The sequence below is a fragment of the Pseudomonas sp. genome (assembly GCF_032058845.1).
Lineage (GTDB): Bacteria > Pseudomonadota > Gammaproteobacteria > Pseudomonadales > Pseudomonadaceae > Aquipseudomonas.
The window spans coordinates 1-22,033 of record NZ_DAMCCR010000044.1 but is presented as its reverse complement, the minus strand read 5'-3'; the positions used below and the strand labels follow the sequence as shown (position 1 = coordinate 22,033).

19 protein-coding genes are annotated in these 22,033 nt (G+C 62.3%); 4 read left to right on the top strand and 15 right to left on the bottom strand.

Annotated features, from left to right (window positions below):
* Positions 1–155 precede the first annotated feature (155 nt).
* Positions 156–326: a hypothetical protein gene (locus RT028_RS10600; protein ID WP_312934738.1), complete on the bottom strand. Its 171-nt coding sequence runs from the start codon at positions 324–326 to the stop codon at positions 156–158.
* A 213-nt stretch (positions 327–539) separates the two neighbouring features.
* On the opposite strand from RT028_RS10600, the gene gltP reads away from it, so the two are divergent.
* Both gltP and RT028_RS10590 read left to right on the top strand, forming a co-directional pair.
* A complete protein-coding gene (gltP, locus tag RT028_RS10595; RefSeq protein ID WP_312934752.1) occupies positions 540–1,874 on the top strand; it encodes a glutamate/aspartate:proton symporter GltP in 1,335 nt (444 codons plus the stop codon).
* A 364-nt stretch (positions 1,875–2,238) separates the two neighbouring features.
* Complete coding sequence (locus tag RT028_RS10590; RefSeq protein WP_312934737.1) at positions 2,239–3,468, top strand: nucleoside recognition domain-containing protein; 1,230 nt, start codon at positions 2,239–2,241, stop codon at positions 3,466–3,468.
* A 35-nt stretch (positions 3,469–3,503) separates the two neighbouring features.
* Here the strand turns inward: RT028_RS10590 and RT028_RS10585 are convergent, their stop codons facing one another.
* The 14 genes from RT028_RS10585 to RT028_RS10520 all read right to left on the bottom strand — a co-directional run bounded on the left by RT028_RS10585 (position 3,504) and on the right by RT028_RS10520 (position 19,358).
* Positions 3,504–4,532, bottom strand: coding sequence for a DUF5924 family protein (locus RT028_RS10585; protein WP_312934735.1), 1,029 nt, complete (start codon positions 4,530–4,532; stop codon positions 3,504–3,506).
* Positions 4,533–4,606: 74 nt separating this feature from the next.
* Positions 4,607–6,028, bottom strand: coding sequence for a M16 family metallopeptidase (locus tag RT028_RS10580; RefSeq protein WP_312934733.1), 1,422 nt, complete (start codon positions 6,026–6,028; stop codon positions 4,607–4,609).
* A gap of 33 nt (positions 6,029–6,061) precedes the next feature.
* Positions 6,062–7,720, bottom strand: a complete 1,659-nt coding sequence (locus tag RT028_RS10575; RefSeq protein ID WP_312934732.1) for a Na/Pi cotransporter family protein — start codon at positions 7,718–7,720, stop codon at positions 6,062–6,064.
* A gap of 245 nt (positions 7,721–7,965) precedes the next feature.
* Positions 7,966–9,273 carry a CitMHS family transporter gene (locus tag RT028_RS10570; RefSeq protein ID WP_312934730.1) on the bottom strand — a complete coding sequence of 436 codons (1,308 nt, stop codon included), beginning with the start codon at positions 9,271–9,273 and terminating at the stop codon, positions 7,966–7,968.
* A gap of 299 nt (positions 9,274–9,572) precedes the next feature.
* Positions 9,573–11,531, bottom strand: coding sequence for a DUF4105 domain-containing protein (locus RT028_RS10565; RefSeq protein ID WP_312934728.1), 1,959 nt, complete (start codon positions 11,529–11,531; stop codon positions 9,573–9,575).
* The gene (locus tag RT028_RS10560; RefSeq protein WP_312934727.1) at positions 11,528–11,848 is read right to left on the bottom strand and encodes a DUF2388 domain-containing protein; all 321 of its coding nucleotides are present in this window, start codon (positions 11,846–11,848) and stop codon (positions 11,528–11,530) included. Before RT028_RS10560 ends, RT028_RS10565 begins: the two co-directional genes overlap by 4 nt.
* Positions 11,833–12,177 (bottom strand): DUF2388 domain-containing protein, encoded by a 345-nt coding sequence (locus RT028_RS10555; protein ID WP_312934725.1) that lies wholly within the window; start codon positions 12,175–12,177, stop codon positions 11,833–11,835. Before RT028_RS10555 ends, RT028_RS10560 begins: the two co-directional genes overlap by 16 nt.
* Positions 12,178–12,246: 69 nt before the next feature.
* The gene (locus RT028_RS10550; protein ID WP_312934723.1) at positions 12,247–12,564 is read right to left on the bottom strand and encodes a DUF2388 domain-containing protein; all 318 of its coding nucleotides are present in this window, start codon (positions 12,562–12,564) and stop codon (positions 12,247–12,249) included.
* 295 nt (positions 12,565–12,859) lie between these two features.
* The gene (locus RT028_RS10545; protein ID WP_312934722.1) at positions 12,860–13,072 is read right to left on the bottom strand and encodes a DUF1127 domain-containing protein; all 213 of its coding nucleotides are present in this window, start codon (positions 13,070–13,072) and stop codon (positions 12,860–12,862) included.
* A gap of 345 nt (positions 13,073–13,417) precedes the next feature.
* Positions 13,418–14,911 carry an acetyl-CoA hydrolase/transferase family protein gene (locus RT028_RS10540; protein ID WP_312934721.1) on the bottom strand — a complete coding sequence of 498 codons (1,494 nt, stop codon included), beginning with the start codon at positions 14,909–14,911 and terminating at the stop codon, positions 13,418–13,420.
* Between the two features lie 210 nt (positions 14,912–15,121).
* Positions 15,122–16,573, bottom strand: coding sequence for an NAD(P)(+) transhydrogenase (Re/Si-specific) subunit beta (locus RT028_RS10535; RefSeq protein WP_312934720.1), 1,452 nt, complete (start codon positions 16,571–16,573; stop codon positions 15,122–15,124).
* Positions 16,570–16,890, bottom strand: coding sequence for an NAD(P) transhydrogenase subunit alpha (locus RT028_RS10530; RefSeq protein ID WP_312934719.1), 321 nt, complete (start codon positions 16,888–16,890; stop codon positions 16,570–16,572). Before RT028_RS10530 ends, RT028_RS10535 begins: the two co-directional genes overlap by 4 nt.
* Before the next feature lie 11 nt (positions 16,891–16,901).
* Positions 16,902–18,023, bottom strand: coding sequence for a Re/Si-specific NAD(P)(+) transhydrogenase subunit alpha (locus RT028_RS10525; RefSeq protein WP_312934718.1), 1,122 nt, complete (start codon positions 18,021–18,023; stop codon positions 16,902–16,904).
* 417 nt (positions 18,024–18,440) lie between these two features.
* Positions 18,441–19,358 carry a LysR family transcriptional regulator gene (locus RT028_RS10520; RefSeq protein ID WP_312934716.1) on the bottom strand — a complete coding sequence of 306 codons (918 nt, stop codon included), beginning with the start codon at positions 19,356–19,358 and terminating at the stop codon, positions 18,441–18,443.
* A gap of 163 nt (positions 19,359–19,521) precedes the next feature.
* On the opposite strand from RT028_RS10520, the gene RT028_RS10515 reads away from it, so the two are divergent.
* On the top strand, positions 19,522–20,703 hold the full coding sequence (locus tag RT028_RS10515) for an acyl-CoA dehydrogenase (protein ID WP_312934714.1): 1,182 nt from the start codon (positions 19,522–19,524) through the stop codon (positions 20,701–20,703).
* A 15-nt stretch (positions 20,704–20,718) separates the two neighbouring features.
* Positions 20,719–21,939: a CaiB/BaiF CoA-transferase family protein gene (locus tag RT028_RS10510; RefSeq protein WP_312934712.1), complete on the top strand. Its 1,221-nt coding sequence runs from the start codon at positions 20,719–20,721 to the stop codon at positions 21,937–21,939.
* Positions 21,940–22,033 lie beyond the last annotated feature (94 nt).

Below are 22,033 nucleotides of genomic sequence, written 5' to 3'. Positions count from 1 at the left end.
AGGTAGCATCGGATGGTTCAGGTCCACGCCCTGAGCGAGACCTGACCTCCGAAGCCCCGATACCGCTCAAATCGGGGAGTAGCGTAGGAAATGTCTGAGAGGGCACATTTTTCCTTCGCCACACATCGTTTTTTTCGCTTCGTTTGCATCCCTGTTCAGACGTCTCGATGACCATTCGGATTGTCGAACACCGCCTGTACCGTTCCCGCCACCTGCCCAATCGCTCGCTGCATACCCCTGCGCCCATGTTCGGTTAACCGAACAGACACCTCCAATGCCCTGAAAAATGCCTTTTTTAACGCCATCACGTTATGCAGTTTCGGCATGGGGTACTCGTTTCCGGCATTAGACTGGCCTCTTTCGCATGGCAATAGTTGCGGCCTTTTTCGCGGGCCCAAGCCTGGCTTTGGCAACCTGCGGTGACCTTTCATGGAGTCCGCCTAACGGAAGCAACAGCACCACTCGTCACCCAGCCCGATGGCTCTGGTACGGGTATTTCCGGCCGGCACACCATGTCCACTAAAATAAAGGGTAACGACATGAAGAAGGCAAAACTGAGCCTCGCCTGGCAGATCGTCATCGGTCTGGTGCTGGGTGTTGCAATCGGCGCGCTGCTGAATCATTTCAGTGCAGAAAAGGCATGGTGGATCAGCAACGTCCTCCAACCCGCCGGTGACATCTTCATTCGTCTGATCAAAATGATCGTCGTGCCTATCGTGGTTTCGTCGCTGATCGTCGGCATTGCCGGTGTCGGTGATGCCAAGAAGCTGGGCAGTATCGGCCTGAAGACCATTCTCTACTTCGAGGTCGTGACCACCATCGCCATCGTGGTCGGCCTGGTGTTCGCCAACGTCTTCCACCCAGGTGCCGGCATCGACATGAGCACCCTGGGCACTGTGGACATCTCCAAGTACCAGGCCACTGCTGCCGAAGTGCAGCATGAGCATGCGTTCATCCAGACCCTGCTGAACCTGATCCCCTCGAACATCTTCGCCTCCCTCATGCGTGGCGAGATGCTGCCGATCATCTTCTTCTCGGTGATGTTCGGCATGGGCCTGTCGAGCCTGCCGAGCGACCTGCGTGAGCCGCTGGTACGTACCTTCCAGGGCGTGTCGGAGACCATGTTCAAGGTCACCCACATGATCATGAACTACGCCCCGATCGGTGTATTCGCCCTGATCGCCGTCACGGTCGCCAACTTCGGTTTCGCCTCGCTGCTGCCGCTGGCCAAGCTGGTCGTGCTGGTGTACTTCGCCATCGCTTTCTTCGCCTTCATGGTGCTGGGCCTGGTGGCGCGGGTGTTCGGCTTCTCGGTCATCAAGATCATGCGCATCATGAAAGACGAGCTGATCCTGGCCTACTCCACCTCCAGCTCCGAAACCGTGCTGCCACGGGTCATCGAGAAGATGGAAGCCTACGGCGCGCCAAAATCGATCTGCAGCTTCGTGGTGCCGACCGGCTACTCCTTCAACCTCGACGGCTCGACCCTGTACCAGAGCATTGCCGCGCTGTTCATCGCCCAGCTGTACGGCATCGACCTGTCGATCAGCCAGCAACTGCTGCTGGTCCTGACCCTGATGGTGACCTCCAAAGGCATCGCCGGTGTACCGGGTGTGTCGTTCGTAGTGCTGCTGGCCACCCTGGGCAGCGTGGGCATCCCGCTGGAAGGCCTGGCGTTCATCGCCGGTGTCGACCGCATCATGGACATGGCCCGTACTGCGCTGAACGTGATCGGCAACGCCCTGGCAGCCCTGGTCATCGCCCGCTGGGAAGGCATGTACGATTCGGCCAAAGGCGAGGCGTACTACAACTCGCTGCCGCACATGACCGGCAAGAAAGAAGCCTCGACCTCCGCCCAGGCGGTCAAGCAGTAAGGCACGATCCAGGCTCGCGGGATTCACCCGCGAGTCACTGCAAGCTCCGGCAACGCGCTACGCGGTTCAGATAGACGCACTGCCTGGCGACTTACCTAATACTGTTTGCTTAAGCTAGATCGATATCACTTGGGGCTGCTCTGCAGCCCATCGCGGCTAAAGCCGCTCCCACAGGAAATGCATACCCTGTGGGAGCGGCTTTAGCCGCGATGGGTCGCAAGGCGGCCCCAGTCGCTTAAATGAACAGCGTTTCGGCGACCTTTCAGGGGCTTGTTGCTGTCTGTGTTTCGCGCAACCTGCGTGCAGGCGTTGGGCCGTGCGGCGCATGCGCTATGATGCGGACATTTTTCAGGGGGACTCGCAAATGCTCAATGGCCTGTGGCTCGGCTTTTTCCTGGTGGGCGCGGTTTCCGCCCTGGGGCAATGGCTGATCGGCGGCAATGCTGGCATCTTCGCTGCCATGGTCGAAAGCATCTTCGCCATGGCCAAGCTGTCGGTCGAGGTGGTGATCCTGCTGTTCGGCACTCTGACCCTCTGGCTGGGTTTTCTGAAGATCGCCGAAAAGGCTGGCATCGTCGAGTGGTTGGCCAAGGTGCTGGGGCCGCTGTTCGCCCGGCTGATGCCTGAAGTGCCCAAGGGCCACCCGGCGCTGGGCCTGATCACCATGAACTTTGCCGCCAACGGCCTGGGCCTGGACAACGCCGCTACCCCCATCGGCCTCAAGGCCATGCGCGCGCTGCAGGAGCTCAACCCCAGCACGACCACGGCCAGCAACGCGCAGATCCTGTTTCTGGTGCTCAACGCCTCGTCACTGACCTTGCTGCCGGTGACCATCTTCATGTACCGCGCCCAGCAGGGCGCACCTGACCCTACCATGGTGTTCCTGCCCATCCTGCTGGCCACCAGTGTCTCGACCCTGGTCGGCCTGCTTTCTGTCGCGGTGATGCAGCGCCTGCGCCTGTGGGACCCGGTCGTGCTCGCCTACCTGATCCCTGGCGCACTGCTGCTGGGCTGCTTCATGGCGTTCCTGGGCACGCTGTCTGCCGCCGCCCTGGCCAGCCTGTCGTCGATTCTTGGCAACCTCACCCTGTTCGGCATCATCGTCGTGTTCCTGGTGATCGGCGCGCTGCGGCGGGTGCAGGTGTATGAGGTGTTCATCGAAGGCGCCAAGGAAGGCTTCGATGTGGCCAAGAGTCTGCTGCCGTACCTGGTGGCGATGCTGGTGGCCGTCGGCGTGCTGCGCGCGTCGGGCGCCCTGGAGCTGGCCCTGGATGGCATTCGCCACGCGGTGAGCTGGATGGGCCTGGACACCCGCTTCGTCGACGGCCTGCCCACTGCGCTGGTCAAACCGTTCTCAGGCAGCGCCGCGCGGGCCATGATGATCGAGACCATGCAGGCCCAGGGCGTCGACAGTTTCCCGGCCCTGGTGGCGGCGACCATCCAGGGCAGCACGGAGACCACCTTCTATGTCCTGGCCGTGTATTTCGGCGCGGTGGGCATTCAGCGCGTGCGCCACGCGGTCGGCTGCGCCCTGCTGGCGGAGTTTTCCGGTGTGGTGGCGGCGATCTGCGTCTGCTACTGGTTCTTTGCCTGACCCTCAGCCTGCTGGCAATCCAACCCCTGCGCGCCTCAGCTTGAGGCGGCCGGGGCGTCTGCAGTGATCTTGAAGCGCAGCACGCCAATCACCTGGCCATCTTCGGTCAGCACCCGCACCTGCCAGCGGCCGACGGGGTTGGGCGGGAAATTCTGCTTGTGGGTCCAGGCGCGATAGCCTTCCTTGCGCCCGCCACGGATGTCGAGGGCGATACGGTCGACCTCCTGGCCGTCTTTCTGCCACACGTGGTAGATCCGCTCGTTGAGCCCGCGTGGTGCGTTGATCGAGGTATAGGCATACAGGCCGTTGCTGCGGATGCGGCTGGCCGGTACTTCCTTGAGCGACTCACCGGGCTCACGATTGTTGACCTCGGTGCTGACCGCCACCTCGGTCATCCACAGCGTGGCCGGCGGCACCCACGAGCGCAGCAGCCAGCCGCCCGCACCGATGACCAGGCTCAGCACCACCAAGGCGATGCCCTTCCGCCAGCTGGCCGGCGGGAAGCTGCTGACCAGGCTGGGAAACGACAGCACCATGGCCGTGACCAGCGCCAGCTTGAAGCTCTCGGCGGTGGTCAGGTGCAGGATGATCGGCAGTGCGGTCAGCAGCGCAGCGAACAGGGTCAGCGTATGCAGCGCCAGGAACAGCCAGCGCCGCGGTGCCAGCCAGCGGTAGTACAACGGGTCGACGATGGAAATCAGCCCGGCAGCGGCGAGCAGCCCGGTGAACACCAGTTGGCCACTGTTCCAGGTGGTGGTGATGAAGAAGAACGGCAAGACGAAGAACAGGCTCTCCTGGTGAATCATCTGCGTTGCATAGCGCAGCAACGGTTGCGGGATCTCGCGATTGAAGGTGCGGGTGAACAGCCGGGTCAGGGTGTTCTCCAGCATCAGCCAGACCCAGCTGACCAGCAGCACGATGGCAATCCAGCTGGCCAGGCCAGCTTGGCGGTCGACCAGGATGAAGCTGCCGATACCCGACAGGAAGCCGCCCAGGGCGATGACACCGGGGTAACGTTTGAGCAGCGCGATGATGCGCTGCACGATCACAGGGATTGGAGGCATGGGTCAGCAACAGGGCCGTAGAGTGAGGGCTGCGTCGGCGCACGTGCCGAGGCTGGCGCAAGGATAGCGCTGAATCATCGCTGCCGTGTAGCGCCGCTGGGGCGAGGTGCCGGTTGGCGTTGCCGGCGCGCACGCCAGCCGAGCAGAAGCCCGGTCGCCAGGATCAGTACCAGCACCAGGCCTGCCAGTCCGTACAGCGCGTCATCGTCCAGCAAAGGGCGTTCGATGCGCACGTAGCCTTCGGACTTGAGCAGCTCGGCCAGCGCCGCGTTGGCGTCCGCCAGGCTGACCTGGCGCAGTTTGCTGATCGGGTCGGTGTAGCGGCCATTGTCGTAATCGTTCAGGGCGCCCCAGTAATAGTCGGCCAGCGCACTGTTGCCCTGGGTCGCCCAGCTCTGGCGGGCAATGGAGGCTTCCTTGATGCGGGCAAAGGTCTTGGCGTCGAGGCCGTCCTTGCGCAACTGATCGAACAGCGCTTGCAGTGATTTCACGGCGGCGTCGATGTCTTTGCGTTCCAGGTCGGCGTCGATGTTGAGCATGCCGCTGTCACCAAAGCTTTCACGCTTGACCGACGGGCCGTAAGACAGCCCCTCGCGCAAGCGCAACTGCTGATACACCGCCCAGTCCAGGTAGCGCGAGAGCAGCTCGAGGGTCGAGTCATGGTCATTCGCCAGCACCGGCTCGATGAACAGCCAGTTCAGCCGGGCAGTGTCGCCCAGCCAGCCACGGGTCAGCGTGCGCCGCGCTTCGGCTTGATGGGTGATGGTCTCCAGGTCGCGACGGTCACCCGGCTCGGTGGCCGGCAACTCGGCGAAGGTGCGTTCCAGGTAGGCGGGCAGCAGCTTGTCCAGCCCACCGACGATGATCAGGGTCATGTTGTTGGCGGCGTACCAGTGCGCGCGCGCCGCGCTGACCTGCTCGAGGGTCATGCCGCTCACGTCCGAGCGTTCCGCACACTTCAGGCCCAGCTCTTCGGCCAGCTGCTCGCTGGGACGATGGCCGATGTCCTGGCGGTCGAGCCAGCGCTGCAGGTGGCCGTAGTGGCCGCCGTCTTCACGCTCGATGATGGTCTGTGCGGTGGCCAGTGCCTTGGCATCGATCCGAGTGTCGCGCAGCAGTGCCAGCAGCAGGTCGAGTACCTTGCGCTGGTTACGCGCCGGAGCTTCGATGACGAAGGTGGTATCGGCGCTGCTGGTAAAGGCGTTCCACTCGCCGCCCAAGGCTTGCAAGCGCTCTTCCAGGCCTCCTTCACCCCCCTCGTCGATGCCGCTGAACAACAGGTGCTCGAGCAGGTGCGGCAGCTCGCGCTGGTCACACGCGAAGTCATCCAGGCCCACGCCGATCACCAGGCGGATCGAGACGTGGTCGCGTTCATAGCCCGACTTGAGCACCACCTGCAGGCCATTGGGCAACAGATAACCCTCGACCCGGGAACGGTCGAGGGCCAGCGATGGCAGGGTGAAAACCAGCAGGCAAACGAACATCAGGTAACGCATGGGCAGGTCCGGCACTCTCCGAAATGAGCAGGTTCACGCTTGACGGGTTTCATCGGGCACGCTGTCGAGCATCAGCCCGCCAGTGTCCGAGCCGCCCAGTACCACATAGGCACTGCTGCAGAACAAAGAGTTCAAACGCTTCATGTCGGCGATCAGCTCCAGGTGCAGCGAGCTGGTCTCGATGCTTTGCACCACCTTGCGTTGCAGGCGGCTGACATGGGCATGGGCGAGTCGCCGCTCCTGCGCGCGGAATCGGCGTTTTTCCCGCAGGAGCAGGCGGGCACTTTCCGGGTCGGCGCTGAGGAAGACCGACAGGCCCAGGCGCAGGTTGGCCAGCAATTGCTCCTGCAAGCCGGTCAGCTCGCCCAGGCCCACTTCGGAGAACTCGCGGCGTTGGGCGGTCTTCTGCTGCTGCACCTTGCGCAGCATGCGTTCGATCAGGTCGCTCGACAGCTTGAGGTTGATCGCCAGCTCGATGATCTCGGCCCAGCGGCGGTTGTCATGTTCGCTCAAGTCTTCGCGGGTCATCTGCGCCAGGTACAGCTTGATCGCGCTGTACAGCGCATCGGCGTCTTCGCCCAGCGTTCTCACCTGTTGCGCCATGGCCGGCTGCGTACCGCGCAGTGCGCCGAGCATGGTGGTCAGCAGGCTTTCGACGATATCGCCCAGGCGCAGGGTTTCACGTGCGGCGTTGGCCAGGGCCAGGCTGGGGGTTTCCAGCGCTGACGGATCGAGGTGGCGCGGCTGGGTCTGGCTGTCCGGGTGATCGCGTTCGGGCAGCAACGTGTTGCAGATGCGCCCCATGTATTTCACCGTGGGCAGCATCAACAGGCAGCGCAGGGTGTTGTAGAGCAGGTGAAAGCCGATCACCAGCTCCTGCGGGCTGAAGCTCAGGCTGTCCATCCAGTTCACCAGTGGATGCAGCACCGGGATGATCAGCACCAGGCCGATCAGCTTGTACAGCAGGCTGCCCAAGGCAACGCGGCGGCCGGCGGTGTTCTGCATGCTGGTGCTGAGGAAGGCCAGCAGGCCGCTACCGATGTTGGCGCCGACCACCAGGCCGATGGCCACCGGCAGGCTGATCAGCTCGGAGCCGGCCAAGGTTGCGGTCAGCAGTACCGCCGCCAGGCTGGAGTAGGAAATCATCGCGAACAGCGCGCCCACCAGGGCATCGAGGAGAATGTCGCCGGTCAGCGAGGCGAACAGCACCTTGACCCCTTGCGCCTGGGTGATCGGCGCTGCCGACTGCACGATCAGCTCCAGCGCCAGGATGATCAGCCCCAGGCCGATGAACACCCGGCCCATCTGGCCAACCCGGGTCTGCTTGCGCGACAGGAAGAAGATCACCCCGACGAAGATCAGCAGTGGCGACAGCCAGGACAGGTCGAAGGTCAGCACCCGGGCCATCAGCGCCGTCCCCACATCGGCGCCGAGCATGATGGCCAGGGCCGGGGTCATGGCCATCAGGCCCTGGCCGACGAACGAGGTCACCAGCATGGCGGTGGCATTGCTGCTCTGCACCATGGCCGTGACCACGATGCCGGCGATGAAGGCCAGCGGGCGCTTGTCCATGTTGTTGCCGATGACGCGGCGCAGGTCGGAGCCATACACGCGCAGGATGCCGGTACGCACGATATGCGTGCCCCACACCAGCAAAGTGACGGCCGACAACAGGTTGAGCAGGGTCAGCATGATCGGGCCCCCTTCGAAAGATGCCCTGCACGGGCCAATGGATGGTGCGATGAGCCTGGCCCTCGACGGGCGGTTCTGACAGGTCTCACTCAAGCTGTAGCTGCTATGCGCAGTGCCTGCCAGCTTGGCATGGCTGACACATATTTGAAATATTTAGTGGCATTTGCCGGAGGGCGTCGGTCACAGGGTCAAACCTGCGGCGGGCACGCCATTGCGCAAGGCGTGCCCGTCGAACCGTGCAGCCGTTACAGGGTGCCGAACAACGGGAAAATACCCATGAGCAACGCTGCCAGCAGGATGCACAGACAGACCAGCACGGCCCATTTGAGGGTAAAGCGCTGGTGATCGCCGAACTCGATACCGGCCAGGGCCACCAGCAGGTAGGTCGAGGGCACCAGCGGGCTGAGCAGGTGCACTGGCTGGCCGACGATCGACGCACGCGCCATCTCCACCGGGCTGATGCCGTAGTGGCTGGCCGCTTCGGTCAACACCGGCAGTACCCCATAGTAGAAGGCGTCGTTGGACATGAAAAAGGTGAACGGCATGCTCACCAGTGCGGTGATGACTGCCAGGTACGGCCCAAGCGCGTCAGGAATCACCGCCAGCAGGCTCTTGGACATGGCGTCGACCATGCCAGTGCCGGAGAGGATGCCGGTGAAGATACCCGCCGCGAAGATCAGCCCGGTCACCGCCAGCACGCTGCCCGAATGCGCAGCGATGCGCTCCTTCTGCTGCTGCAGGCAGGGGTAGTTGACGATCATGGCGATGCTGAAGGCCACCATGAACAGCACCGGCAGCGGCAGCAGCCCGGCGATCAGCGCGACCATCAGGGCGAAGGTCAGCGCACCGTTGAACCACAGCAGCTTTGGCCGGCGAGCCTCGGGGAACTGCGAAACGCTGATGGCACTGTGATCGATGTCATCGGTGGGCAGGCGCAGTTCGCCCAGGCGGGCGCGCTCGCGTTTGCCGTACAGGTAGGCAATGGCGAGGATCGCCAGCACGCCAGCGGCCATGGCCGGGATCATCGGCACGAAGATGTCGGACGGATCGACCTGCAGCGCGCTGGCAGCACGCGCAGTCGGCCCACCCCAGGGCGTCATGTTCATCACCCCGCCGGCGAGAATGATCAACCCGGCCATGATCCGCGGGCTCATGCCCAGGCGGCTGTACAGCGGCAGCATGGCGGCGCAGCAGATCATGTAGGTGGTGGCGCCGTCGCCATCGAGTGACACCACCAGGGCCAGCACGGCGGTGCCGACCGAGACCTTGACCGGGTCGCCCTTGACCAGCGCGAGGATCTTGCGCACGGCCGGGTCGAACAGACCCGAGTCGATCATCAGTGCGAAGTACAGAATGGCGAACATCAGCATCACACCGGTGGGCGCAAGCTTGGTGATGCCTTGCAGCATCATCGGCCCGATGTCAGAGGCGAAGCCGCCGAACAGGGCAAACAGGATCGGTACCAGGATCAGCGCGATCAAGGCCGACAGGCGCTTGGTCATGATCAGGTACATGAAGGTGATGACCATGGCGAAGCCGAGGAAGGTCAGCATGGGGAAATACTCCAGGCGGGGCGCTGCGTAAGTGAGGACGCGTCGGACGGATCAGCGCAGGGCGCCAGGGGCCTGGAGTGGGGAGCGGGGAATTGCGGGTGCAGGGGTACGGGCACGGAAGGACATCGGAATCACCATTTATTGTTGTTGGATAAGCCAGGCTGCGCGCTGCGTGCAGGGCCTTGGCGGACCGATCTGCTGCCGGTCATGGTGACATCCTAGGGGGCAAAGCTTTCAGCCAGCTTTCGCGGCAATGCAGGTGACCGAAGGTCAACGGCGCCGGTCCGGCACCGTCGATCTCAGGGCAGTTGCAGACCGCCGGCGGCCTTGTGCAAGGCACGCAGGTGATCGCCGATCAGCCGGGCGTTGGCCTCCACGGCGGCAATTTCCTTGGCCCGATCCGGTGACAGCAAGGCGCGCACTTGCTGATCGAGGTGGGTGCTCAGACGCAGCAGCTGAGCCTGGCGATCACTGGCCGTGCGTTCCAGGTGCGTGCGTTCGGCGGGCTGCGGCAGGCCGTAACCCTGGGTGCCGAGCAGCTCGGCCGGCTGGCTCAGAAAGCCGCTGTTGGCCAGCATCTGTTGCAAGGTGTCATTGGCGCTGTCCACGGAGCCGTCCTTCAGCGCGCTGGCATTGAGGTAGCGTTGTTTGACCTCGTCCTGGGCCAGCAGCAACTGGCGGCGCAGGCTGGCCTGTTCGAGCAGCAGCAAGGCTGCGCTGGTGCGCAAGTCGGCCTTGGCGAACCAGGGGCGGCGCTTCTCGGCATCCTGGCCCAGCCAGTCTTCGACGTTTTGCTGGGGCACCGGCAATTGCTTGCGCAGCACCTGGAACATGGCCTCGAAACGGTCGCGGTAGGAATCGAAGCGATAACCCAGGCGCAAGGCCTTGCGCGGGTCATCCAGCACGCTGGTGTCCGCAAGACCGCGGGCCTTGAGCACTTCGAGCAGGCCATTGGGCATGATGCTGTCGAGGTCGTTGAGCCGCGGGTTGCCAGTGCCGCTGCGCAGCAGCTTGAGCGATTCCACCGCGCAGTTGTTCGACAGGAAGTAATAGTTGCCGTCATAGCTCCAATGCATTTCCGCAGCCTGGCGCACCAGGTTTTCCACTTCGGTGCGGCTGAACTTCAGCGGAATCGACGCCAGGCTGCGCAGCTCGGTCTTGGTGTACTCATCGATCACCTGGCCCAGCGGCAACACGAACAGACGCGAGGGATAGGCGCCGACCAGGCCGTCCCAGCTCGACAGCTGTACGTCGTTGACGAAGGCCCGGTAAGACAGCACCAGGTGCTGGTCGAGGTCGAGCCGGCAGTCAGGCCCGCGCGGCCGGCCTGGCGCGCAGATGACCAGGCGCAGCATGCTGTGGCCCCAGCGGCTGACCCAGTTCTGATTGGCCTCGGCCAGCAGGTAGTCGACTTCATAGACACGCTCGGGGTCGATTTCGCCCAGCGGCTGGCGGGCGAAGTCGTTGCCGGCATTGATGAAGGGCAGGCCTTTGGCGCAGGCGTTCTGCGGCGGCGCCCAGCCGAAATGCTTGCGCAGGTACTGGTTCAACGCCGGACGCCGGCAACCGTAGCTGGGGTCGAGCAGGAAATACTCCATGTTGACCGCCACGAACTCCTTCGGGCTGCTCAGCTCGTAGGCATCCGGGCTGCGTACATCCTGGCCGTTGTGTTGCTCGCGCTCACCGCGCCGGCCCACGTATTGCTGCCAGCCGGCCAGGTCGAGCAGGCGCGGGTCGTCGCTCAGGGTAAAGCGTCGTTCGGTCTGGCCGCGGCACTGTTCAGGCAGGCCGATCTTGCCCAGGCTGCTCAGCTGGCGTTTGCAGCGGTTGAGCAACGGGCGGTCGGCGGCCGACCAGAGCCGTGCGCGGTCATAGAGGTGGGTCAGTTCGTGCAGGACGGTGGCCAGCAGTTCCTCGCGCACGGTGCCGTGCGGGCGTTGGGACTTCTGGGTAGCGGCGCTACCGTCCACCAGCCCAGGCAGCAGGCGCTGATTGAGCGAGAGCGTGTCGACCAGCGATGCCTGGCCGTAGGCATCTTCGCGCATGGCCGGGTCCCAGCTGACGAGCACGCGGCGGTCCAACTGCGCCTTGAAACGCGGTGGCAGCTTGGCCATGGCTTCATCGAGCAGGGTTTGCGTGGCGTGCTGCTGCGCCGCATCGAGACCTTTGGTTTGCAGGTCGAGGCGAAGATCAGCCAGTACGGGCGTGCCCAGTAACGTCAGTGCGCAACCGAGAAGCCAGGCACGCACGCTGGTCACAGCGCCAGGATGGCTTCGGCCAGCACCTGATCACTGGCATCACGCGCCTCGGGCAGGCGTTCGCGCAGAGTGCCAAAGGCCGCTTCGAGCTGGGCACCGCGGATGTCGCCATTGCTGGCGACGAAACTGGCGGCATCGTCGTGGGCTTCACGCACCACCTTGGAATCGCGGATCGAGGTCGTGGTGTCGGAGGTGAAATCGATCGAACGGCCAAAGGCGCGGACGATGATATTGCTGGTGGCCACCAGGGTTTGCGCCTGGGCCAGGTCAGCGAGCAAGAGCAGGCCCAAGGTGGCGGCGATCAGCGGTTTGCGCATGGAGCATCTCCAGAAAATACAGGGGAATCAGACAGTGAGCGTTGGACGAGAATCGCCCGCGCCAGTTCAAGGTCGTTGGCAGATTGTGCAGGGCCTGCCTGGCGCAAGGCCAGTAGTGCTGCTTCCAGCCGCACGCCGCGAATCTGACCGGCACTGGCAACGAATGCAGCCGCATCGTCGCGGGCCTGCAGGAGCAGCTTGCGGTCGAAGGGCGCCGTGGTCAGTTGAGTCAAGCCGTAGGCACTGATCACCAGGCCTTGAGTGGTGGTATCGAAGGCATGGACGCTGGGCACGGCCAGCAGGCAGAGCATTGCAAGCAGGAATCGCATCAGAGGATCTGGCACAGCGGTTGGGCGGGAAACAGTCGCGCTGGGCTGTGCCAGCGCGGCGATGCAGGGTTACAGCGCGAGAATGGCCTGGGCCAATTGCGCATCGCTGGCCTGCAACGATGGCGCCTGCTGGCGGATGAAGCCAAGCGCGCTCTCCAGCTTGGCACCACGGATTTCACCCTGGCTGCCGACGAAGCTTGCAGCGTCGTCACGAGCGGCCTGGACAATCTTGTTGTCGCGTAGCGAAGAGGAGGCATCCGACGTGGCGTGGGTAGAGGCGGCAATGCCGTCGACTACGGCATCGGTGGTGACGATGAAGCTGGACGCGTTGGCGGTGCCGGCCATGGCCAGCAGCAGAGCGGCGCCGAACAGAGATTTACGGGACATGAAGTGAGGCTCCTGACTAGAGTCGAAGGTGATCTGCGTAATCGGACGCTCGCAGTGGCCAATGCGGTACGTGGGCCAGACGGGTTTCTAACAGACTCTCGGGCGCAAAGTATCACATGGAGTTATTTCCAGATGTAAAGCTCCTGCGGAAACTGTACTTGTCGTATTTAGCCTCGACCTAACTGTACTTGTTCTTGCCTGAAACGCTCTAGACCGCCGTTGGAAACAAAAAACCCGTCGCAGTTCCCTGCGACGGGTTTCAAGAGCACTGCCGGACGCGCCGGCCAGCGAGGGCTTAGCGCCAGAACGGCTTGCCCAGCTCTTCGTAACGCTGTGACTCGCTGATACCAGCGTCGGCCAGCAGGCGAGTGTCGAGACGCGCCAGCTGACGACGGCTGGACAAGCGGCGCTGCCACAGCATCAGAGTAGAAAATGCACGCAGTGGCAGCGAGGCCTGGGCGTTGGAGTTTTGTTCGAAAGCCAGATCGGAACTGAGTGTACGTTCCATGATTTCATCCTTCCGCTTATGGCGGCATTAGATAGTGGTTAACTGGTGCCCATCATCCTCCTTGGTCGTCCAGAACAGTAGGTACAGTTCAGGGGTATTGAATGTGTTCAGTTAATTGTGAAATGCAGCTGTTGCACTCAAAAACGCCATAACTGTACTGGCGTGCACCAAAATAATGCATTTATGACGATGGCTTCGTTCAAGGGATGCTGTGGGACGCTTTGATACCAGTACAGTAGTACAGTTAAATCTAATTTTTTCGTACAGTTTCTTTGCGTACAAAAAAACCCGCAAGCATTCACCCTTCAGTGGGAAACGCTTGCGGGTGATCGTTGCTGGATCAGGTCAAACAGCGAGCATGCTGCCGCGTTCCTCAAGGTTCTCGTGCCAGCTCAATGCTTCACGCAGGATGTGCGGCGTGTGCCCGCCTCGCTCGCAGGCACGGGTGAAGTAGTCGTCGAGGGCGGCGCGGTAATCCGGGTGCACACAGTTGTCGATCACCACCCGCGCCCGCTCACGTGGCGCCAGGCCACGCAGATCCGCCAAGCCCTGTTCGGTCACGAGGATGTCGACATCATGCTCGGTATGGTCCACATGGCTGACCATCGGCACCACGCTGGAAATGGCGCCACCCTTGGCAATCGACTTGGTCACGAAGATCGCCAGGTGTGCATTGCGCGCGAAGTCGCCCGAGCCGCCAATGCCGTTCATCATCCGCGTGCCGCACACGTGGGTGGAGTTGACGTTGCCGTACAGGTCGAACTCCAGCGCTGTATTGATCCCGATGATGCCCAGGCGCCGCACCACTTCCGGGTGGTTGGAGATCTCCTGCGGGCGCAGTACCAACTTGTCCTTGTAGCGCTCCAGATTGCCAAACACGTCCGCATTGCGCCGTTGCGACAAGGTGATCGAGCTGCCGGACGCAAAGCTCAGCTTGCCCGCATCGATCAGGTCGAAGGTCGAATCCTGCAACACTTCGGAGTACATGGTCAGGTCTTCGAACGGCGAGTCGATCAGCCCGCACATCACCGCGTTGGCGATGTTGCCGATGCCGGCTTGCAGGGGGCCGAGGCGGTTGGTCAGGCGCCCTGCGGCCACTTCCTGTTTGAAGAAGGCGATCAGGTGATCGGCAATGCCCTGAGTCTCATGGTCAGGCGCCAGCACCGTGGACGGTGAGTCTGGCTGATCGCTGATGACAATGCCTACGATCTTCTCCGGGTCGATGGCAATGGCGCTGCCGCCAATGCGGTCGTCGACCTGCACCAGTGGAATGGGTGTGCGGGTTGGCCGATAGGTCGGGATGTAGATGTCGTGCAAGCCCTCCAGATTCGGGTTGTGCGACAGGTTGATCTCGACGATGACCTGTTTGGCAAAGATCGCGAAACTTGCCGAGTTGCCTACCGAGGTGGTTGGCACGATATGGCCCTGCTCGGTGATTGCAACGGCCTCGATGACAGCGATGTCGGGCAGTTTGAGCTGCTTGTTGCGCAGTTGCTCGACCGTCTCCGACAGGTGCTGGTCGATGAACATCACCTGGCCGGCGTTGATGGCCTTGCGCAAGGTGCTATCCACCTGGAAAGGCATGCGCCGGGCCAGCACGCCGGCTTCGGTAAGCTGCTTGTCCAGGTCATTGCCCAGGCTCGCGCCGGTCATCAGGCTGATCTTCAGCGGCGCCAGGCGAGCGCGCTCGGCCAGCGCATGGGGCACGGCCTTGGCTTCGCCGGCACGGGTGAAACCGCTCATGCCGACGGTCATGCCGTCTTCAATCAGGCCAGCGGCATCGGCTGCACTCATTACCTTGCTGTGCAGGGAGGACAAGCGAATACGGTCACGGTACATGGGTGTTTATCTCGGGCTACTCAAGCTAGATGCGCAGTCTAGTGCCTTCGCCCAGTGCCGTCCCACGACCAAGGTCTATGAAATGTAGGGTTTTTGGTGCCTTTTATCGGGCCCTTGGAATGAAAAAAGCCCCGGCAATCGCTACCGGGGCTGGGGCGCAAAGCGTCACATCGCTGCTTCTATATAAAGGAGGGATGTGCAGGCACAGGCTTACTCCACGGCCTTGACCATGTCTTCGATCACCTTCTTGGCATCGCCGAACACCATCATGGTCTTGTCCAGGTAGAACAGTTCGTTGTCCAGGCCGGCATAGCCGCTGGCCATCGAGCGTTTGTTGACGATGACGGTCTTGGCCTTGTACGCCTCGAGAATGGGCATGCCGGCAATGGGCGAGTTGGGATCGTTCTTGGCCGACGGGTTGACCACATCGTTGGCACCCAGTACCAGCACCACGTCAGCCTGGCCGAACTCGGCGTTGATGTCGTCCATCTCGAATACCTGGTCGTACGGCACTTCGGCCTCGGCCAGGAGCACGTTCATGTGCCCGGGCATGCGCCCCGCCACCGGGTGAATGGCGTACTTGACCGTTACACCCTTGTGCACCAGCTTCTCGGTCAGTTCCTTCAGCGCATGCTGGGCGCGCGCCACCGCCAAGCCGTAGCCAGGCACGATGATCACGCTGTCGGCGTTGCTCAACAGGAAAGTGGCGTCGTCCGCAGAGCCTGATTTCACAGGACGCTGCTCGGTAGAACCGGTGGCTGCTGCGGCGTCTGTGGCGCCACCGAAACCGCCCAGGATCACGTTGAAGAACGAGCGGTTCATTGCCTTGCACATGATGTACGAAAGGATCGCGCCCGAAGAGCCCACCAGCGAGCCGGCGATGATCAGCATCGAGTTGTTCAGCGAGAAGCCGATACCCGCCGCCGCCCAGCCCGAGTAACTGTTGAGCATCGACACCACGACCGGCATGTCGGCACCGCCGATCGGGATGATGATCAGCACACCCATCACGAAGGCCAGGGCAAGCATCAGCGCGAACGCGCTGTAGTGGCCGGTGAAGGTGAAGACCAGGCCGAGTGCGAGGGTGGTCAGGCCCAGGATCAGATTCAGCTTGTGCTGGCCGGCGAACTTTACCGGCGCACCCTGGAACAGGCGGAACTTGTACTTGCCCGACAGCTTGCCGAACGCGATCACCGAGCCGGAGAAGGTCACGGCACCAATGGCCGCACCCAGGAACAGCTCCAGGCGGTTGCCGGTTGGAATCGGGTCGCTGATCAGGGCAACGATGCCCATCGACTGCGGTTCGAGCACTGCCGCGATGGCGATGAACACCGCCGCCAGGCCGATCATGCTGTGCATGAAGGCAACCAGCTCGGGCATCTTGGTCATTTCCACGCGCTTGGCCATGACCGAACCTGCGGTACCGCCGGCCAACAGGCCGATGAGCACATAGCCGATGCCGGCGGTGGCTCCGCTGCTACCGACCGAGAGCGCGGCGAGCTTGTAGATCAGGCCTACGGTGGTAACGATCGCGATACCCATGCCGAGCATCCCGAAGACGTTGCCCCGGCGCGATGTGGTGGGGTGCGACAGCCCTTTGAGCGCCTGGATGAAGCAGACCGAGGCGACCAGGTAGAGAACGGTGACGAGGTTCATGCTCATGATGATTGCTGCCCCGCGCTTTTGACTTTCTTCTTGAACATTTCCAGCATCCGCCGGGTGACCAGAAATCCGCCGAACACGTTGACTGCTGCCAGTGCCACCGCCAGGGTGCCCATGATCTTGCCGGCGGGCGTCACGGTCAGGGCGGCGGCGAGCATGGCGCCGACGATGACGATGGCGGAAATGGCGTTGGTGACGGCCATCAGCGGCGTGTGCAGGGCCGGGGTCACGTTCCACACCACGTGGTAGCCGATATAAATGGCCAGCACGAAAATGATCAGGTTGTAGATGCCGTGGGAAATCAGCATGTCGTCCATTGCTCTGCTCCTTAGCCGTTCTTGCGCACGACGTGCCCGTCGCGGCACATCAGGCACGCGGCGACGATGTCGTCTTCGAGGTTGATCACCAGGGCGCCGTCCTTGTCGAACAGCAGCTTCATGAAGTCCAGCAGGTTGCGTGCATACAGCGCCGAGGCGTCTGCGCCCACCTGGGCCGGAAGATTGGTCGGGCCCAGGATGGTCACGCCATGGGCATTGACCACTTGGTCGGCCACGCTCAGCGGGCAATTGCCGCCCTGCGCTGCCGCCAGGTCGATGACCACCGAGCCGGGTTTCATCTGCGCGACGGTCTCAGCGCTGAGCAGCGTTGGCGCCTTGCGACCCGGGATCAGTGCGGTGGTGATCACGATGTCGGCCTGCTTGGCGCGCTCATGCACGGCCTGGGCCTGGCGCTGCATCCAGCTGGCCGGCATCGGCCGGGCATAGCCACCGACGCCTTGGGCGCAGTCGCGTTCTTCATCGGTCTCGTAGGGCACGTCAAGAAATTTGGCCCCCAGCGACTCGATCTGTTCCTTGACCGCCGGGCGCACATCGGACGCCTCGATCACCGCCCCGAGCCGCTTGGCCGTGGCAATGGCCTGCAGCCCCGCTACGCCGGCGCCCAGAATCAGCACGCGTGCCGCCTTCACCGTGCCGGCAGCCGTCATCAGCATGGGCATGAAGCGCGGATAGTGATGAGCGGCGAGCATCACGGCCTTGTAGCCCGCGATGTTGGCCTGCGAAGACAGCACATCCAGGCTCTGCGCTCGCGAGGTGCGCGGCGCGGCCTCGAGGGCGAAAGCGGTAATACCGTGCTCGGCCATCTTGGCGATCAGTTCGCTGTTGAACGGATTGAGCATCCCCACCAGTACCGTACCGCGATTGATCAGGCTCAGTTCCTGCTCACTTGGTGCGACCACCTTGAGCAGCAGCTGCGCGCCAAAGGCGTCACCTGCAGTGCCCAGCGAGGCACCAACGGCTTCATAAGCGCTGTCCTGAATGCTGGCATTGAGGCCCGCACCATGCTGGACAGTCACCTGATGGCCTTGGGCAATCAGTTTTTTGAGGGTTTCCGGGGTAGCGGCGACGCGCGTCTCGCCCGACTGCGTCTCGAGAGGAACACCAATATGCACGGCATGTCTCCTGCGGTGACCTTGAATCTTGTAAGAAACCAGCCCACTTCGAGTGGTGTGGCTGGGGCGTCCATTGACCGTTTCCATGCCCATTGCGGGGCGGGCGAAGCATTTTGCAGACGTCGCCGTCGACCTTCAATCAATTTTGAAGTGTGACCTCGTCAAAACTACAAGTCATGCTGTGACTATGTGTCGCAGGGCGCAGTGCGCAGGCCGCCAGCGACGGGCGATCTGGAGAATACGTTGAAAAAATAGCCTAAATCGAGAAATAAACGGGTTTTATTCAAATTTACTGAAGAAAATCTCGATGGGGCAAATTTTGGTGTTCAGCGCCGCCTCATTTTTATGGTCATAACAAATTTCTTATAGGCGACATAAGCGTATATCTGTAGGTTCTATTTTTAGCTGACTACGGGGTCAGTAATTGCTCGTGTTCTGTACGGACCTCACGTATTCCCTGGCGTTGCTCACTAACCAGTCGCGGAAGATGCACAGCGACTGCGACGCCACCTTGCGCTCCGGAATCATTAGATAGTAGGCCTTGTCACTGGCCAGGACATGCCTGTGAGCGACCACCAGACTACCCTCCAGCAACTCCCGTTGAATGAGGAAAGGTGGAATCAGCGCAACGCCCATCTGGTGCAGGGCTGCCTGGGCCAGCATTGAAAACAGTTCATAGCGCGGGCCGGTCATGTCCTTGGCCACGTTCAGGCCCAGCGAGTTGAACCACTGCCGCCAGGCATACGGGCGGGTGGTTTGCTGCAGTAGAGGAAGGCCGGCAATGCACAGGGGGTCTGGCTCGCACGTGTTGTCGAGCAGGCGTGGGCTGCAGACCGGCAAGGGGTTTTCGCTCATCAACCAATGCGATTGCGTGCCGGGCCAGTCGGCGTCACCGAAATAGATCGCGGCGTCGAACGGGGTGTCGGCAAACATGAAGGGCCGCGTGCGGTTGGTCAGGTTGACCGTCACCTGAGGGTGCGCCGACTGAAAGCTTTTCAAGCGCGGCAACAACCACTGCGTGCCGAAGGTCGGCACTACCGCAAGCTCGATCACATTGGCGCCCTGCAAGCGCATCACCGACAACGTGTCGCGCTCCACGGCGTCCAGCTGCGCCGCTACCTGGCGGCTGTAGGACAAGCCCGCCTCGCTGAGCTTTACGCCGCGCTGGGACCTGCGAAACAGCTCGACGTTGAGAAGCGCCTCCAGCCCGGCGATCTGTCGACAGACCGCCCCCTGCGTCAGGGCCAGCTCATGGGCCGCCTTGGTAAAACTCTCGTGCCTGGCGGCGGCTTCGAAGCAGATCAACGCGGTGGTGCTGGGAATGGTACGGCGCATGTACGTCAAACTCACTCTATAGGAAGGTCAGGCTTCGGCTTGCGGCAGTCCGGAGTGAGAAATTATCACTGCTGCGTGCACATTCGTGGTTTGTTCCTTGGGCGAATCGGGCCTAGGCTCATTCGATCCAACGAACGAGCAGGACCACCCGAGGAGTTTGCCCATGGCTGACAAAGCGCATTTCAACTGGATCGACCCGCTGCTGCTCGATCAGCAGCTCACGGAAGAAGAGCGCATGGTGCGTGACAGCGCCTATCAGTTTGCCCAGGCCAAGCTGGCGCCTCGGGTGATCGACGCCTTCCGCCATGAAAAGACGGACGCCGCGATCTTCCGCGAGATGGGTGAAATCGGCCTGCTCGGTGCCACCATCCCTGAGGCTTATGGCGGTAGCGGCTTGAACTACGTCTGCTATGGCCTGATTGCGCGTGAGGTCGAGCGCATCGATTCGGGCTATCGCTCGATGATGAGCGTGCAGTCGTCCCTGGTCATGGTGCCGATCAACGAATTCGGCAGCGAAGCGCAGAAACAGAAGTACCTGCCCAAGCTGGCCACCGGGGAATGGATCGGCTGCTTTGGTCTGACCGAGCCCAACCACGGCTCTGATCCCGGCGCAATGATCACCCGCGCGCGCAAGGTCGACGGCGGCTACCGCGTGAGCGGCGCGAAGATGTGGATCACCAATAGCCCGATCGCCGACGTGTTCGTGGTCTGGGCCAAGGACGATGCCGGCGATATCCGCGGTTTCATTCTTGAAAAAGGCTGGGAGGGCCTGAGCGCTCCGGCGATTCACGGCAAGGTCGGCCTGCGCGCGTCTATCACGGGCGAGATCGTCATGGACAACGTGTTCGTGCCGGAGGAAAACCGCTTTCCGGACGTGCGCGGCCTTAAAGGCCCATTCACCTGTCTGAATTCCGCACGCTATGGCATTTCCTGGGGCGCGCTGGGTGCAGCCGAGGCCTGCTGGCATACGGCTCGCCAATACACCCTTGACCGCCAGCAGTTCGGTCGCCCCCTTGCTGCCAATCAATTGATCCAGAAGAAGCTGGCGGACATGCAGACTGAAATCACCCTGGGGCTGCAAGGCTGCCTGCGTCTGGGGCGGATGAAGGATGAAGGCACTGCAGCGGTCGAGATCACCTCGATCATGAAGCGCAATTCCTGCGGCAAGGCCCTGGACGTCGCGCGCATGGCTCGCGACATGCTCGGCGGCAATGGCATCTCCGACGAGTTCGGCGTTGCTCGTCATCTGGTCAATCTCGAGGTGGTCAACACCTATGAAGGTACGCATGACATCCATGCGCTGATCCTCGGGCGGGCGCAGACCGGTATCCAGGCGTTCTATTAATAGAAGGAGTGGGCTATGGGCGCGCTGTCGCATGTACGAGTGCTGGATCTCTCACGCGTACTGGCCGGGCCGTGGTCCGGACAGATCCTCGCCGACCTGGGGGCTGACGTCATAAAGGTGGAGCGCCCTGGCAAGGGTGACGATACCCGCGCTTGGGGGCCGCCCTTTCTGCAAGACAGCGAAGGGCGCAGCACAGGGGAAACGTCCTACTACCTGTCGGCCAATCGCAACAAGCGTTCGGTCACCATCGACTTCACGCAGCCGCAGGGTCAGGCGCTGATACGAGCGCTGGCGGCGCAGTCCGACATCGTCATCGAAAACTTCAAAGTGGGTGGGCTGGCCGCCTATGGGCTGGATTACGACAGCCTCAAGGCGGTAAACCCCAAGCTCATCTATTGCTCCATCACCGGCTTCGGTCAAACCGGGCCCTACGCCAAGCGCGCGGGGTATGACTTCATGATCCAGGGGCTTGGGGGGCTGATGAGTCTCACGGGGCGACCGGAGGGTGAGGCTGGGGCGGGACCGGTGAAAGTCGGCGTGGCGCTGACTGACATCCTTACAGGCCTTTACTCGACTTCCGCAATTCTGGCCGCCCTCGCCCATCGCGAGCAGACCGGCGTGGGGCAGAGCATCGACATGGCGTTGCTGGATGTACAGGTTGCCTGCCTGGCCAACCAGGCCATGAACTACCTCACTACAGGCAGCTCACCACAGCGCCTGGGCAATGCGCATCCCAATATCGTTCCGTACCAGGACTTTCCGACAGCCGATGGCGATTTCATTCTGACGGTGGGTAACGACGGTCAATTCTGCAAGTTCGCTGAAGTGGCGGGTCATCCGGAGTGGGCCAGGGATCCACGATTCCACAGCAACGCCCTGCGCGTCGCCAATCGCGCGCAGCTGATTCCGCTGATTCGTCAGGCTACGGTGTTCAAGACAACGGTTGAATGGGTCGAGCAGCTGGAGCGCGCAGGCGTGCCGTGTGGGCCGATCAACGATCTGGACAGCGTGTTCAAGGATCCGCAGGTCGTGGCGCGGGGTCTGGCGTTGGCGCTGCCGCATGCCTTGGGCGGCAGCGTGCCGCAGGTGGCGAGCCCGATACGCTTGTCCGCCACGCCTGTCGAATATCGCTGGGCGCCGCCGTTGTTGGGTGAGCACACCGAATCGGTACTGGCGAACGTATTGGGGCTGGACGAGGATGCGCTGGCTGGATTGAGGGCTGCAGGCGTTATATAGAGTAGGTCTGATGAGATTCACCTGGATTGTCACTTAGTTGAAATAAGTGCTTGACCGCTCAGCGAATGTCTTTATACTGCGCACCACTTCCAGG

Bases quoted from the DNA above. Each gene is read 5' to 3' on its own strand.
- RT028_RS10520 (WP_312934716.1), bottom strand. From the start codon at position 19,358: ATGCGCCGTACCATTCCCAGCACCACCGCGTTGATCTGCTTCGAAGCC.
- RT028_RS10570 (WP_312934730.1), bottom strand. From the start codon at position 9,273: ATGCTGACCTTCCTCGGCTTCGCCATGGTCATCACCTTCATGTACCTG.
- RT028_RS10600 (WP_312934738.1), bottom strand. From the start codon at position 326: ATGCCGAAACTGCATAACGTGATGGCGTTAAAAAAGGCATTTTTCAGG.
- RT028_RS10530 (WP_312934719.1), bottom strand. From the start codon at position 16,890: ATGGACGACATGCTGATTTCCCACGGCATCTACAACCTGATCATTTTC.
- RT028_RS10580 (WP_312934733.1), bottom strand. From the start codon at position 6,028: ATGCGTTACCTGATGTTCGTTTGCCTGCTGGTTTTCACCCTGCCATCG.
- RT028_RS10510 (WP_312934712.1), top strand. From the start codon at position 20,719: ATGGGCGCGCTGTCGCATGTACGAGTGCTGGATCTCTCACGCGTACTG.
- RT028_RS10585 (WP_312934735.1), bottom strand. From the start codon at position 4,532: ATGCCTCCAATCCCTGTGATCGTGCAGCGCATCATCGCGCTGCTCAAA.
- RT028_RS10560 (WP_312934727.1), bottom strand. From the start codon at position 11,848: ATGCGCAAACCGCTGATCGCCGCCACCTTGGGCCTGCTCTTGCTCGCT.
- RT028_RS10535 (WP_312934720.1), bottom strand. From the start codon at position 16,573: ATGAGCATGAACCTCGTCACCGTTCTCTACCTGGTCGCCTCGGTCTGC.
- gltP (WP_312934752.1), top strand. From the start codon at position 540: ATGAAGAAGGCAAAACTGAGCCTCGCCTGGCAGATCGTCATCGGTCTG.
- RT028_RS10545 (WP_312934722.1), bottom strand. From the start codon at position 13,072: ATGGAACGTACACTCAGTTCCGATCTGGCTTTCGAACAAAACTCCAAC.
- RT028_RS10550 (WP_312934723.1), bottom strand. From the start codon at position 12,564: ATGTCCCGTAAATCTCTGTTCGGCGCCGCTCTGCTGCTGGCCATGGCC.
- RT028_RS10540 (WP_312934721.1), bottom strand. From the start codon at position 14,911: ATGTACCGTGACCGTATTCGCTTGTCCTCCCTGCACAGCAAGGTAATG.
- RT028_RS10575 (WP_312934732.1), bottom strand. From the start codon at position 7,720: ATGCTGACCCTGCTCAACCTGTTGTCGGCCGTCACTTTGCTGGTGTGG.
- RT028_RS10515 (WP_312934714.1), top strand. From the start codon at position 19,522: ATGGCTGACAAAGCGCATTTCAACTGGATCGACCCGCTGCTGCTCGAT.
- RT028_RS10590 (WP_312934737.1), top strand. From the start codon at position 2,239: ATGCTCAATGGCCTGTGGCTCGGCTTTTTCCTGGTGGGCGCGGTTTCC.
- RT028_RS10555 (WP_312934725.1), bottom strand. From the start codon at position 12,177: ATGCGATTCCTGCTTGCAATGCTCTGCCTGCTGGCCGTGCCCAGCGTC.